Below are 13,214 nucleotides of genomic sequence, written 5' to 3' on the forward strand. Positions count from 1 at the left end.
AAAACGATATTCAGGAGCAAGCGCTCGAAGGGAACAGCAATGGCCGTCGCGTACGATCCCAACAATATTTTCGGCAAAATTCTGCGCGGCGAAATTCCCGCGCATAAGGTCTATGAGGATGACATCGCGCTGGCGTTCATGGACATCATGCCGCGCGCCGAAGGCCATGTCCTGGTAATTCCCAAGGAAGGCGCGCGCGGACTGCTCGATGTCTCTCCGGAAACCCTCGGCGAATTGATGAAGCGCGTGCAGCACGTCGCCAAGGCGATCGAGAAGGCTTTCGTCGCCGACGGCTTGACCCTGCATCAGTTCAATGAAAGCGCTGGAGGACAGGTGATCTACCACCTGCACTTCCACCTGCTGCCGCGCTGGGACGGCGTCGCCTTGCGCCCTCCGGGGACAATGGCCGAGGACGCCAAGCTCGCCGAACAGGCGGAAAAGATCCGCAACGCGATGGAGCCTTTAACGGTCTGACGTTAAAGGTCCGATATCAAGCCGTGCGGGCCCCGAGGGGCCCCCGGCCGAACGGCCTCCTAGTCTTCCGCCACCTTCGCCGGCCTCAGCGCCACTGGGCGCAGCAGGAAGGACGGCACATGGTCGCCCAGTCCGATGACGGGCGGCCCATCGTCCTCATGACGGCGCGGCCGGCGTTCGCGGCGCTCTGCGCCGGGCGCGGCCGCATAGGCCGGCGCCATTTGACGGGCTTCCCCCTCGGCCTTGGCCCGGCCGCCGCGCGGCCGGCCCATGCTGACCGGCGCTTCGCGATCGGACGCGGCTGGCCGGCGGCTGACCGGCGCTTCCCGCTCGGCGGCTGGCCGGCGGCTGACGGGCGCTTCCCGCTCGCCAGCTGGTCCGCGGCTGACGGACGCTTCGCGCTCGCCGGCTGGTCTGCGGCCGCGTTCGCGACGCGATCCGCGTTCGGCGCGCTCTCCGCGCCGCTCCTGGGGACGACTCGTCTCCATCGGCGGCGGCAGCGCGTCGAAGCCGGGGCCCTCCCACTCGATCGCCTTGCCGATGAGACTTTGGATCTGATCGACGTATTTCATGTCGTCTTCGGTGACGATCGTCAGCGCCACGCCGGAGCGCCCGGCGCGGCCGGTGCGGCCGATCCGGTGCACGTAGTCCTCGCTGTGCGTCGGGACGTCGAAATTGAGCACATGGCTCACGTCAGGAATGTCGAGCCCCCGCGCCGCGACGTCCGAACACACGAGAAGCGATACATCGCCATTCTTGAATGCGTCGAGCGAGGCCATCCGCGCGAGTTGATCCATGTCGCCATGCAGCGCGCCGGCTGAAAAGCCGTGCTTGACGAGCGAGCGGTGCAAGATCGCTACGTCGCGCTTGCGGTTGCAGAAGATGATCGCGTTCTTGAAGCTTTCGGCGCCGCGAATGAGATTGCGCAACGTCTCGCGCTTGTCGGCATGCCCGCGGGACGCGACGAGCGCCTGTCTGATCGTCGTGGCTGTCGTCGCGGCGCGGGAGACTTCGCAGCGAATCGGGTTGTGCAGAAAGGCTTCGGTCAGACGGGTGATTTCGGGCGGCATCGTCGCGGAGAAGAAGAGCGTCTGCCGCGTGAACGGGACCAGTTTGCAGACGCGCTCGATGTCGGGAATGAAGCCCATGTCGAGCATGCGGTCCGCTTCGTCGATGACGAGAATCTCGATGCCTGTGAGCAGCAGCTTGCCGCGGTCGAAGAAGTCGAGCAGGCGGCCCGGCGTCGCGATCAGCACGTCGGCCCCGCGCATGATCTTGGCTTCCTGGTCGCCGAAGGAGACGCCGCCAATCAGCAGCGCGACATTGAGACGATGGTTCTTGCCGTATTTGGCGAAGCTCTCTTCGACCTGCGCCGCAAGTTCGCGCGTGGGCTCGAGAATAAGCGTTCGCGGCACTCTTGCACGGGCTCGGCCGCTCTCGAGGCGGCTCAGCATCGGCAGGGTGAAGGCGGCGGTTTTGCCCGTGCCCGTCTGCGCGATTCCCAGGATATCGCGCCCCTGAAGGGCGGGTGGTATGGCCTGCGCCTGAATCGGCGTGGGGGTCGTATAGCCAGAGGCTTGGACAGCTGCGAGAACCTTTTGGGAAAGGCCCAGTTCCTCGAATGTCATCAATTATCCTGAATTACGGCTCGCATATGCGGAAAACCCGCTTGCGCGCCAGCCGTAAAGAAGCGCGCGAGGATGTGAGAGAAGCGCCGTCGTCTTTGCGACGACTATCCGGCCCGCCGACGGTCCGCCGCAAAGAAGCGCGGGCGATAGCCACGGGAATGCTTTACGTGCAAATCCCAGATTGTCAATGACTATATGTGCGCGCACCGCCTCGACTGCGAGGGCTCTGCCGAAAAAAGCTAATGGTCGGCGGTTTCCGCAGCGTCGCCGCAGGGCGTCAGGGTCTTCCCGCTTTTCAACCGGTTCGGAATCGTTCCCGTCGGCAGACGATCGACGTCGGGTTGTAGCGTAGGCGCCGGCGCCTCGACTTGCGGCGCCGACCTGCCGAGGTTGCGCGCGGCCGCCTCCGCGCGCCCTTCCGGCGCTAGCGACCCGGGAGGCTCGAACATATTTGAGAGCAGCTTTGCGCCGAGCACGCTGCACAAACAAGCGGCGACCGACAGCGCCGCAAGACTCCACACGCCCGCCGGCAGCCCGACGCGCGGTTGGGTTGAACGGCGATGCTCGTCGGTGGGACGCACTCAGCAGCCTGAAGGTTAGCGGCGCGGATGCTAGTCGCGCGAAGGTAAACTTTTCGTTGACGCCGCCCGGACAAAGCCCCACGCCGGCGCGCCGTACGACCCCTTGCCAAGCCGCGGCGAAAGCTCAAAACTGTCGATCTTCTTGATTTCCCTCACCATGGAAGTGGCCCAGATTCTGCGTGGCGACCCTAAAAGAACCATTGAGCCGACCTACATGGAAAGGACCGAAAGGGTAAGGACGTGGCGGCGGAGGATTTGACTCTTTTGACGGCGAGCCTCCGGCGCGCGCCGCATGCGGCCAAGGAGCCGCGCAAGGGAGGGGACGTCGGTCCTGGCTCCGGCACCGCGCTCGTCACAAGAACGCGCCCTCAGACGCGCAAGCCCAACATGTATCGGGTGCTGCTGTTGAACGACGACTACACGACGCAGGAGTTCGTGGTCATCGTGCTGCGCAAATATTTTAACAAGTCGGTGGAGGAAGCCACGCGCATCATGCTCCACGTACATAATCACGGCGTCGGCGAATGCGGCGTCTACACCTACGAGGTCGCGGAGACCAAAGTCACCCAGGTCATGGATTTTGCAAGGAAGCACCAGCATCCTCTGCAATGCATCATGGAAAAGAAATAGGACGAGCGCATGCCGACCTTCTCGCGCAATCTGAAGCAGACCCTCGACCGCGCTCTCGCGTCAGCCCGCGAGCGGCACCATGAATATGCAACGCTCGAGCACCTGCTGCTCAGCCTCGTCGAGGACGTCGACGCTTCGGCCGTGCTGCGCGCGTGCTCAGTGGACCTCGACGTTCTGACCAAGAACCTGCGCGATTACATCGATCGCGAGCTCGACAATCTCGTCAATGAAGAAGCCGATGAGTGCAAGCCCACGGCCGGATTCCAGCGGGTCGTGCAGCGGGCGATCATCAGCGTCCAGTCGTCTGGCCGCGAAGACGTCAGCGGCGCCAATGTTCTCGTCGCGCTGTTCGCCGAGCGCGAAAGCCACGCCGTCTATTTCCTGCAGGAGCAGGACATGACGCGCTACGACGCGGTCAATTTCATCAGCCATGGCATCGCCAAGCGTCCCGGGCTTTCGGACGCCAGCCGCACGCCGCGCGGCGTCGAAGACGACGGCGAGCGCAGCGAGGGCCGTGAAGGCCGCGACGGCGAGAGCCGCAAGAAGGAAGGCGCGCTCGAAGCCTATTGCGTCAACCTCAACAAGAAGGCGCGCGACGGCCGCATCGACCCGCTGATCGGCCGCGAGCCGGAAGTGCTGCGCACGATTCAGGTGCTGTGCCGCCGACAGAAGAACAATCCGCTGCTCGTCGGCGATCCCGGCGTCGGCAAGACCGCCATCGCCGAAGGCCTGGCCCGCAAGATCGTTTCCGGCGAAGTGCCTGACGTTCTCTCCGGCGCGACCGTCTTCGCGCTGGATATGGGCGCGCTGCTCGCCGGCACGCGCTATCGCGGCGATTTCGAAGAGCGCCTGAAGCAGGTCGTCAAGGAAATCGAGAATCACAAGAACGCGATTCTCTTCATCGACGAGATCCACACTGTGATCGGCGCCGGCGCAACCTCGGGCGGCGCCATGGACGCCTCTAACCTGCTGAAGCCGGCGCTGGCGCAGGGCGTTCTGCGCTGCATCGGCTCGACGACCTATAAGGAATACCGTCAGTATTTCGAGAAAGACCGCGCGCTCGTCCGCCGCTTCCAGAAGATCGACGTCAATGAGCCGTCGATCCCGGACACCATCGAAATCATGAAGGGCCTCAAGCCCTATTTCGAGGAGTTCCACAAGATCCGCTACACGAATGACGCATTGAAGGCGGCGGTGGAGCTTTCGGCGCGCTACATCCACGACCGCAAGCTTCCGGACAAGGCGATCGACGTGATCGACGAAACCGGCGCGGCGCAGATGCTGATCGCGGAGAACAAGCGCAAGAAGACGATCGGGCTCAAGGAGATCGAAACCACGATCGCCACCATGGCGCGCGTGCCGCCGAAGACGGTCTCCAAGGACGACGCCGAGGTTCTCGCCCATCTCGACGAGACGCTGCGGCGCGTCGTCTACGGGCAGGACAAGGCGATCTCGGCGCTCACTTCGGCGATCAAGCTCGCGCGGGCGGGACTGCGCGACCAGGAGAAGCCGATCGGCTGCTATCTCTTCTCGGGACCGACCGGCGTCGGCAAGACGGAGGCCGCGCGCCAGCTCGCGACTTCGCTCGGCATCGAGCTCGTGCGTTTCGACATGTCGGAATATATGGAGCGCCACACGGTCAGCCGGCTGATCGGCGCGCCTCCCGGCTATGTCGGCTTCGATCAGGGCGGACTCCTGACCGACGCCATCGACCAGCACCCGCACTGCGTGCTGCTGCTCGACGAAATCGAGAAGGCGCATCCCGATCTCTACAACATCCTGCTGCAGGTGATGGATCACGGGAAGCTGACCGACCATAACGGCAAGACGATCGACTTCCGCAACGTCATTCTCATCATGACGACGAACGCCGGCGCGCAGGATCTTGCGCGCACGCCGATCGGCTTCACCCGCAGCCGGCGCGATCTCGACGACAGCGAGGCGATCAATCGGTTGTTCGCGCCGGAGTTCCGCAATCGTCTCGACGCGATCGTGCCTTTCGGCCATCTGCCGGTCGACGTCATTAAGCGCGTCGTCGACAAATTCATCATGCAGCTCGAAGCGCAGCTTGCCGACCGCAACGTCACGATCGAACTCACCGACGAGGCGCGAAGCTGGCTCGTCGAGCACGGCTACGACGAAGCGATGGGCGCGCGGCCGATGTCGCGGGTCATACATCAGCACATCAAGACGCCGCTCGCCGACGAGGTGCTGTTCGGCCGACTGAAGAACGGCGGCGCCGTGCGCGTCGTCGTCGTCGGCGACGAGAGCGGAACGAAGACGCTTGGCTTTGTCTTCCCGGAAGGACCGGTGCTGCCGCGGCCTGAGCGCGACATCATCGAAGCCGGCAAGAAACGCGCCGCCGAAGAGGCCGCATCCGGCGACGAGGCGCTTCGCGACTCCGACGAGGAGCGCGACCAACGCCCGGCGCCGCTAAAGAGCTGAGACTCGGCGACGAAAGCTCGCCAAACAAAAGGGGCCGCTTCGCGTTCAGCGCGAGGCGGCCCTTTTCTTCGGCGACGCCCGCGAAGCGCCGTTACAGCGAACGCGCCTTTTTGGTCTTCTTCGCCGGCTCTGCCGCCGCCTCGGCGGGCCGTCGCGCGATCGCTTCGGCGAGGTAGCGGCCGGTGTGGCTGCGCTCCTCCTTGATGATCTCCGACGGCGGGCCGGCAGCGACGATTTCGCCGCCGCCGTCGCCGCCCTCCGGGCCCATGTCGATGATCCAGTCCGCCGTCTTGATCACTTCGAGATTATGCTCGATCACGAGAACCGTGTTGCCCTGTTCGACGAGTTCATGCAGCACTTCGAGAAGCTTGGCGACGTCGTGGAAATGCAGACCCGTCGTCGGCTCGTCGAGAATATAGAGCGTGCGGCCGGTCGAGCGGCGCGACAGCTCCTTGGAGAGCTTCACGCGCTGTGCCTCGCCGCCCGAAAGCGTCGTCGCCTGCTGGCCGACATGGATATAATCGAGGCCAACGCGCTTTAGCGTCTCCATCTTGTCGCGGATCGACGGCACCGCCTTGAACAGATTCGCCGCCTCCTCGACCGTCATGTCGAGCACGTCGGCGATGGATTTCTCGCGATATTTCACTTCGAGCGTTTCGCGATCGTAACGCTTGCCCTTGCAGACGTCGCAGGTGACGTAAACGTCGGGCAGAAAGTGCATCTCGATCTTGATGACGCCGTCGCCCTGGCAGGCTTCGCAGCGCCCGCCCTTGACGTTGAAGGAGAAGCGCCCCGGCGCATAGCCGCGGGCCTTCGCCTCGGGAAGACCGGCGAACCATTCGCGAATGGGCGTGAAGGCGCCCGTATAGGTCGCGGGATTGGAGCGCGGCGTGCGCCCGATCGGCGACTGATCGATGTCGATGATCTTGTCGATCTGCTCCAGGCCTTCGAGGCGATCGAAAGGCGCAGGATGTTCATGCGCGCCGGAGAGCCGCCGCGCCACGGCCTTGTAAAGCGTCTCGATGATCAGCGTCGACTTGCCGCCGCCCGATACGCCGGTGACGCAAGTGAAAAGGCCGAGCGGCACTTCCGCAGTGACGTCCTTCAGATTGTTGCCGCGAGCGCCGAAGAGCTTGAGCCAGCGGCCCGGCGTCGGCTTGCGCATCTTATGGCGCAGGATCACCTGCTTCTCGCCGGTCAGATACTGGCCGGTGAGCGAAGCGGGATTGGCCATAATCTCCTGCGGCGTTCCCTCCGCGACGATCCTGCCGCCGTGAATGCCGGCGCCAGGTCCGACATCGACGACGTAGTCGGCGGCGAGAATCGCGTCCTCGTCGTGTTCGACGACGATGACGCTGTTGCCGAGATTGCGCAGCCGCCGCAGCGTATCGAGCAGCCGGTCGTTGTCGCGCTGATGCAGGCCGATCGATGGTTCGTCGAGCACATAGAGAACGCCGGTCAGCCCCGAGCCGATCTGCGACGCAAGGCGGATGCGCTGGCTTTCGCCGCCCGACAGCGAGCCGGAATTTCGCGAGAGCGTCAGATAGTCGAGGCCGACGTCGACGAGGAAGTTCAGTCGATCGCGGATTTCCTTGAGGATGCGGAAGGCGATTTCATTGCGCTTCTTGTCGAGCGCGTCAGGCAGGGCGCGAAACCAGTCGAGCGCCGCGCGCACGGAAAGCTCCGACACTTCGCCGATATGCTTGCCCGCGACTTTGACGGCGAGCGCTTCCGGCTTTAAGCGAAAGCCTTCGCAGGCGAGACAGGGCGTCGCCGACATATAGCGGCCGATCTCTTCGCGCGCCCATTCGCTGTCGGTTTCGAGATAGCGCCGTTCGAGATTGATGACGACGCCTTCAAACGGCTTCTTCACGTCGTAGGCGCGAAAGCCGTCGTCGTAGGAAAAGCGCACCTCCTCCTCGCCCGACCCGTAGAGAATGACGTTCTTCGCCTTGTCGGCGAGCGTCTCCCACGGAACGTCGAGACGAAATTTGTAGTGCCTGCCGAGCGCCTCAAGCGTCTGCTGGTAGTACGGTGAGGTCGACTTCGCCCAGGGGGCGATCGCGCCCTTGCGCAAGGTCAGCTTCGGATTCGGCGCGACAAGGTCGGCGTCGACCTTCTGCTCATGGCCGATGCCGCCGCAGACCGGACAGGCGCCGAACGGATTGTTGAAGGAAAAGAGCCGCGGCTCGATCTCTGGAATCGTGAAGCCCGAGACCGGACAGGCGAATTTCGAAGAGAAGACGATGTGGCCGGGAGCGTAATGGGTCGAGACGTTCGCGACGGTAGTCGGCAGGTCGGCAATCGGCAGTCGGCCGTCATTCGCCGACTGACCCCTGCCGACTGCCGACTGCCGATCAGCGAATTCGACGACGGCGAGCCCGCCCGATAATTCCAGCGCCGTCTCGAAACTGTCGGCGAGGCGCGCGCTCATGTCAGGGCGCACGACGATGCGGTCGACGACGACGTCGATGTCGTGCTTCAGTTTCTTGTCGAGCGCTGGCGCGTCGGCGATCTCAAAATAGGCGCCGTCGATCTTGAGGCGCTGAAAACCTTTCTTCGTATATTCGGCGATCTCCTTCTTGTATTCGCCCTTGCGGCCGCGCACGACCGGCGCGAGCAGATAGAGCCGCGAGCCTTCGGGAAGCGCCAGCACGCGATCGACCATCTGCGAAACGGTCTGGCTCTCGATCGGCAGGCCGGTCGCCGGCGAATAGGGCACGCCGACGCGCGCCCAGAGCAGACGCATGTAGTCGTGAATCTCGGTCACCGTGCCGACGGTCGAGCGCGGATTTTTGGACGTCGTCTTCTGCTCGATGGAGATCGCCGGCGAGAGCCCATCGATCTGATCGACGTCGGGCTTCTGCATCATCTCGAGAAACTGCCGCGCATAGGCGGACAGCGACTCGACGTAGCGGCGCTGGCCCTCGGCATAGATCGTATCGAAGGCGAGCGACGACTTGCCCGAGCCCGAGAGCCCGGTGAACACCACGAGCTTGTCGCGCGGGATCGTCAGATCGATGTTCTTGAGATTATGTTCGCGCGCTCCGCGAATGGAGATGGTTTTGGAGTCTGCGCTGGAGTTAATTGATGCGCCCGCTCGCGCGCCCTTTTGCTTGATGATCGCCATTCACAAAGGCCGGAAGGAGAGTGGAAGCGTCATTTAGGCGCCACGCAAGGTGAATGCCATGCGGGCCTGCATAAATCCATCGGCTCCATGCTCAGAAATGCTTTGAGATTAGCATTTCGGCCCATGCCCAAGCCTTTAGCAACAATTTTGGGTATTGTATGACTCCAACTATAATAATGAACGTCAACAACGTGAGCGCGCGCCAATCAATCCGCAAGCTCCAACAATTGTGTTCCTTTGCATGCCGGAGCTGTTGGTCATAATATACGCTTCTACTGCGCTCCACGCAGGCAACAACGAGTGGCTTGTTCGACGCTGGATCAGTCATTATTTGCCTCGCAGTTTCTTTGGAAACTGTGGGCCGACTCTTATAGTGAAATAGTTAATAAATGGACAATACGAGGCTGCCCACGTTAACTTTTTAGGGCAACGCCTCAATAATTCACTGAAAACATACATTATTTTTTGACCTTGATATCCTGTCAATTTGTGATATCATTGATATCACAATAGGGTCTGAAATGCCTGATATTTTGCTCCGCGATGTCCCCCCCGAATTGAAACGCCAGATCGAAGATCTCGCGCACGGTCATAATCGCAGCCTTTCCAGTGAGATCAAGATGCTGCTGAAAAGCGCGCTTTCGCAATCGACGCGGGCTCAGGGCGTAAGACTAGCCGGCGGACTCGGGACAAAACTGAAGGGCCTCATTGCAGCAGAGGACTGGACCGACGACTTCGTCCAGCCGCGCGACAAGAGCGAGCGCCCCCTGCCGACATTCGAATGATCCTTCTCGACACAAATGTCGTTTCGGAAATGATGAAGCCGACCGGCGACGCGAAGGCGCGCCGATGGGTCGATTCTCACGCTGAAATCGATTTCTACATTGCTACTCCTGTCATAGCGGAATTGCGCTTTGGACTTGCGCTGCTGCCGTCGGGCCGCAAGAAGGATGCGCTGACCAAGGCCTGCCAGATAATCGAAGAAGAGATTTTCGCCGGCCGCATATTGGCTTTCGACCAACGCGCCGCGCATGCCTTTGCGCGTCTGCGCGCGAGACGACAAACTCTGGGCAAGCCGCTCGCCGTCATGGATGCGATGGTCGCGGGCATCGCCTCGGCGCACGCCATGACGCTCGCGACGCGGAATGTCGCGGATTTCGTCGATCTCGAACTTGCTGTGGTCAACCCGTTCGCGTTCCAATAATGCCGCTGTGCATTCCCGTCAGGAGCAACGCGCGTGGCGCTCGAAGCAAAGAATAGCGAAGGAGCGACTGCGGCCGACGCGCGCCCATTGACGACGCCGAAGAAGCCCTTCTACCGCCACCTCTATGTCCAGGTGCTCGCGGCCATTGCGCTCGGCGCGCTGTTCGGCGGGCTCGCCCCCGAAGCGGCGGCGCAGGACTGGGTGAAGGCGCTCGGCGACGGCTTCGTCAAGCTGATCAAGATGGCGATCGCGCCGATCATCTTCTGCACGGTCGTCTCCGGCGTCGCCCACATCGAGGACGCGCGCAAGGTCGGCCGGGTGGGCCTCAAGGCTCTCGTCTATTTCGAGATCGTCTCGACATTCGCCCTGGCGCTCGGCCTTCTTGTTGGAAATCTTGCGCAGACCGGCGCGGGGTTCGCCGGCAAGCCTGATCCTTCCGCCGTCGCGAAATATACGGCGCTGGCCGAGAAGCGTGGGGGCGTCGATTTTCTGCTCGACATCATTCCCGACAGCGCGATCGGCGCCTTCGCCAAAGGCGACATTCTGCAGGTGCTGCTGTTTTCGCTGCTTTTCGGTTTCGCGCTCTTAACGCTCGGCGAACGCGGCCGTGCGCTGCGCGTCATCATCGACGACGTTGGCCACGCCATGTTCGGCGTCATCGCCATCGTCATGAAGGCCGCGCCGATCGGGGCCTTCGGCGCCATGGCCTATACGGTCGCCAAATATGGTTCAGCCGCGCTCTTGTCGCTCGCCGGGCTGATCGGGCTCTTCTACCTGACGGCGGGTCTCTTCGTCGTCTTCGTGCTGGGCGCCATCGCGCGCGCGGCGGGATTCAGCATCTTCAGCTTTCTCGCCTATTTGCGCGACGAGCTGCTGATCGTGCTCGGGACGTCGTCTTCTGAAAGCGCCCTGCCCGCGCTGATGGAGAAGCTGCAATGGCTCGGCTGCTCGAAGTCGGTCGTCGGTCTCGTCGTGCCGACCGGCTATTCCTTCAATCTCGACGGCACCAACATCTATATGACGCTGACGACGCTGTTCATCGCTCGCGCCATGGGCGTCGAACTCGATCTTTCGCATCAGGCGACCATTCTCGTCGTCGCGATGCTGACGTCCAAGGGCGCGAGCGGCGTTTCCGGCGCGGGATTCATCACGCTGGCGGCGACATTGACGGCGGTCGATCCGCAACTTGCGCCAGGCATGTCGCTCGTGCTCGGCGTCGACAAGTTCATGAGCGAGTGTCGCGCGTTGACGAACTTTATCGGCAATGGCGTCGCCGCCATCGTCATCGCCGCATGGGAAGGCGAGTTGGACCGGGCGCGCTTGGCGGCGGGACTCGCTCGCGAGATCGATCCCTCCGATATCGAGATTGGCGTCACGACGGATTGAGACGCCACATTCGAAACGCCGGCGCCGTGTCATAGCGGCGCCGCACAACACATGCGAGATTGCCGCATTAGGCGCCCCGGCATGATCCATGCTGAGAGGATTATCGATGTCTCCGCCTACGACGCCTGATTGCCCTGTCACCGGCCTTCCCGCCGTTCGCCTCGTCCAAACCGTGCCCGCGCGGCTGCTCGGGCGCTTGTGGAAAGTCGAATTCGGCGCGAACGCCTGGCCGAGCTTTGGCGCAGTGGATCAATTCGGGCTCTGGGAATCGCCGACCGGACTTCTGTTCTTTGATCCGCCTGTCGAAGGCGATCACGAATTTTATGACGGATTCTATTCGCGCCTCAAGAAACTCGGACTCTATTCCGATCGCTTCATTCGGCCCGAGTTCAATCTCGCCGCGCGACATGTGCCGGCCGGCGCGCGCGTGCTCGATGTCGGATGCGGTCTGGGCAATTTCCGCCACTGCGTCACGCACGCCAACTACACGGGCCTGGATCCGCATTTTGCCGAGCATGGCGGCGACCCGTCGATCCGCAGTGAAACGATCGCGGATCATCTCGTCGCGAACGCCGCATCCTATGACGCCGTCTGCGCGTTTCAGGTTCTCGAGCATATCAGCGCGCCCGTATCGCTCTTTCGCGAGATGTTGCGCGCCGCCAAACCGGGCGGTCTGGTCTGCATCGGCGTGCCGCATGTTCCGTCGGCGCTCACGCGGATTCCGAATTTTCTGATGAACGCCCCGCCGCATCACCTCAGCTGGTGGACGAAGGAAGCGCTCGCGGTAATGGCGAAACGCGCCGGCGCGACCGTCGAGAGCGTCGAAAAAGTCCCCTGGGGCGAGGACGACGCGCTGCTTTACTGGATCAGCCGGTGCAGTCCGATCAAATGCGGCGGCGACGCATATTATCGGGAAGCGTTTTCCTGGCACGCCTCCGCCGCGCTCGGCCTTCTCGGCGGCCTGGCCGCGCGGCTAGCGCTGGGCGTTCCTTCGCGGGAAGACGAGGGCACAGGCCTGCTGCTCGTGGCGCGTCGCCCAAGCGTGAACTGAAAAGAGAACAAAAAATTCCGTAGCGCTTGCATGAGTTTAACGCGGGTGATAGAACAAAATACGAACGTTCCAGGCTCGGCGGGCGCCACACATCTGTGGACAAATCGCGTCGGCGCGCCAGACGGACAGGCCTTTGCACTAGAGTGCCACGCGTTGAGCAAGTGGAGAGCGACATGGCGGGCAGCGTCAACAAAGTCATCCTGATCGGCAATCTCGGCCGAGATCCGGAAGTGCGGACGCTGCCGTCTGGCGATCGCGTCGTTTCCTTTTCGCTGGCGACGACGGAATCCTGGCGCGACCGCAACACCGGCGAGCGCAAAGACCGCACCGAGTGGCACAACATATCGATCTTCAACGAAAATCTCGGCAAGATCGCCGAGCAATACTGCCGCAAGGGCTCGAAGATCTATCTCGAAGGCCAGCTTCAGACTCGCGAATACACGGACAAGGACGGCAATCAGCGCAAGGCGACCGACGTCGTGCTGCAGCGTTTTCGCGGTGAGCTGACCCTGCTCGACAGCAAGGGCGGCGGTCGCAGCGAAGGCGACTACGACAGCGGCTACGGGCAGAGCGGCGGCTCCTTCGGCCGCACCTCGCCGATGGAGCGCGGCCCCGGCGAGCGGCGTCCCGCTCCCGCCGGCAAGCTGTCGGACGCGCTGGACGACGATATCCCGTTCTGACCGGC

The 13,214-nt window shown here is 62.8% G+C and carries 11 protein-coding genes and 1 pseudogene; 9 read left to right on the top strand and 3 right to left on the bottom strand.

From position 1 onward, the window contains the following. Positions 1 to 39: 39 nt before the first annotated feature. The gene (locus AC0X69_RS04905) at positions 40 to 474 is read left to right on the top strand and encodes an HIT family protein (RefSeq protein WP_482611837.1); all 435 of its coding nucleotides are present in this window, start codon (positions 40 to 42) and stop codon (positions 472 to 474) included. Between the two features lie 59 nt (positions 475 to 533). Here AC0X69_RS04905 and AC0X69_RS04910 read toward each other — a convergent pair whose 3' ends face one another. Both AC0X69_RS04910 and AC0X69_RS04915 read right to left on the bottom strand, forming a co-directional pair. Next, positions 534 to 2,102, bottom strand: a complete 1,569-nt coding sequence (locus AC0X69_RS04910) for a DEAD/DEAH box helicase (RefSeq protein WP_482611839.1) — start codon at positions 2,100 to 2,102, stop codon at positions 534 to 536. 239 nt (positions 2,103 to 2,341) lie between these two features. Continuing rightward, a complete protein-coding gene (locus AC0X69_RS04915; protein ID WP_482611841.1) occupies positions 2,342 to 2,683 on the bottom strand; it encodes a hypothetical protein in 342 nt (113 codons plus the stop codon). 264 nt (positions 2,684 to 2,947) lie between these two features. On the opposite strand from AC0X69_RS04915, the gene clpS reads away from it, so the two are divergent. Together clpS and clpA are read left to right on the top strand one after the other, a co-directional pair. Next, positions 2,948 to 3,313 carry an ATP-dependent Clp protease adapter ClpS gene (gene clpS, locus AC0X69_RS04920; RefSeq protein ID WP_482611843.1) on the top strand — a complete coding sequence of 122 codons (366 nt, stop codon included), beginning with the start codon at positions 2,948 to 2,950 and terminating at the stop codon, positions 3,311 to 3,313. A gap of 9 nt (positions 3,314 to 3,322) precedes the next feature. Then, positions 3,323 to 5,758, top strand: a complete 2,436-nt coding sequence (clpA, locus tag AC0X69_RS04925; RefSeq protein WP_482611845.1) for an ATP-dependent Clp protease ATP-binding subunit ClpA — start codon at positions 3,323 to 3,325, stop codon at positions 5,756 to 5,758. A gap of 91 nt (positions 5,759 to 5,849) precedes the next feature. Here clpA and uvrA read toward each other — a convergent pair whose 3' ends face one another. Beyond that, a complete protein-coding gene (gene uvrA, locus AC0X69_RS04930; RefSeq protein ID WP_482611847.1) occupies positions 5,850 to 8,888 on the bottom strand; it encodes an excinuclease ABC subunit UvrA in 3,039 nt (1,012 codons plus the stop codon). A 521-nt stretch (positions 8,889 to 9,409) separates the two neighbouring features. Here uvrA and AC0X69_RS04935 point away from each other — a divergent pair. From AC0X69_RS04935 to ssb, 6 genes and pseudogenes are all read left to right on the top strand, one after another. Then, positions 9,410 to 9,490: pseudogene (locus tag AC0X69_RS04935) on the top strand (hypothetical protein); the annotation flags it as partial. An 18-nt stretch (positions 9,491 to 9,508) separates the two neighbouring features. Next, positions 9,509 to 9,673: a hypothetical protein gene (locus AC0X69_RS04940; RefSeq protein WP_482613467.1), complete on the top strand. Its 165-nt coding sequence runs from the start codon at positions 9,509 to 9,511 to the stop codon at positions 9,671 to 9,673. Beyond that, a complete protein-coding gene (locus AC0X69_RS04945) occupies positions 9,670 to 10,092 on the top strand; it encodes a type II toxin-antitoxin system VapC family toxin (RefSeq protein WP_482611849.1) in 423 nt (140 codons plus the stop codon). The genes AC0X69_RS04940 and AC0X69_RS04945 overlap by 4 nt, the downstream gene beginning before the upstream one ends. An 87-nt stretch (positions 10,093 to 10,179) precedes the next feature. Beyond that, positions 10,180 to 11,478: a C4-dicarboxylate transporter DctA gene (gene dctA, locus AC0X69_RS04950; protein ID WP_482613312.1), complete on the top strand. Its 1,299-nt coding sequence runs from the start codon at positions 10,180 to 10,182 to the stop codon at positions 11,476 to 11,478. A gap of 106 nt (positions 11,479 to 11,584) precedes the next feature. Further along, positions 11,585 to 12,529 carry a class I SAM-dependent methyltransferase gene (locus AC0X69_RS04955; protein ID WP_482611851.1) on the top strand — a complete coding sequence of 315 codons (945 nt, stop codon included), beginning with the start codon at positions 11,585 to 11,587 and terminating at the stop codon, positions 12,527 to 12,529. 173 nt (positions 12,530 to 12,702) lie between these two features. After that, positions 12,703 to 13,209, top strand: a complete 507-nt coding sequence (gene ssb, locus AC0X69_RS04960) for a single-stranded DNA-binding protein (RefSeq protein WP_482611853.1) — start codon at positions 12,703 to 12,705, stop codon at positions 13,207 to 13,209. Positions 13,210 to 13,214 lie beyond the last annotated feature (5 nt).

This window comes from Methylocystis sp. Uni0008 (assembly GCF_056838045.1).

What these genes read in the sequence shown, in the direction of transcription:
- AC0X69_RS04945 (WP_482611849.1), top strand. Translation starts at nt 9,670, where the DNA reads ATGATCCTTCTCGACACAAATGTCGTTTCGGAAATGATGAAGCCGACC.
- AC0X69_RS04910 (WP_482611839.1), bottom strand. Translation starts at nt 2,102, where the DNA reads ATGACATTCGAGGAACTGGGCCTTTCCCAAAAGGTTCTCGCAGCTGTC.
- AC0X69_RS04905 (WP_482611837.1), top strand. Translation starts at nt 40, where the DNA reads ATGGCCGTCGCGTACGATCCCAACAATATTTTCGGCAAAATTCTGCGC.
- ssb (WP_482611853.1), top strand. Translation starts at nt 12,703, where the DNA reads ATGGCGGGCAGCGTCAACAAAGTCATCCTGATCGGCAATCTCGGCCGA.
- clpA (WP_482611845.1), top strand. Translation starts at nt 3,323, where the DNA reads ATGCCGACCTTCTCGCGCAATCTGAAGCAGACCCTCGACCGCGCTCTC.
- AC0X69_RS04940 (WP_482613467.1), top strand. Translation starts at nt 9,509, where the DNA reads ATGCTGCTGAAAAGCGCGCTTTCGCAATCGACGCGGGCTCAGGGCGTA.
- AC0X69_RS04955 (WP_482611851.1), top strand. Translation starts at nt 11,585, where the DNA reads ATGTCTCCGCCTACGACGCCTGATTGCCCTGTCACCGGCCTTCCCGCC.
- uvrA (WP_482611847.1), bottom strand. Translation starts at nt 8,888, where the DNA reads ATGGCGATCATCAAGCAAAAGGGCGCGCGAGCGGGCGCATCAATTAAC.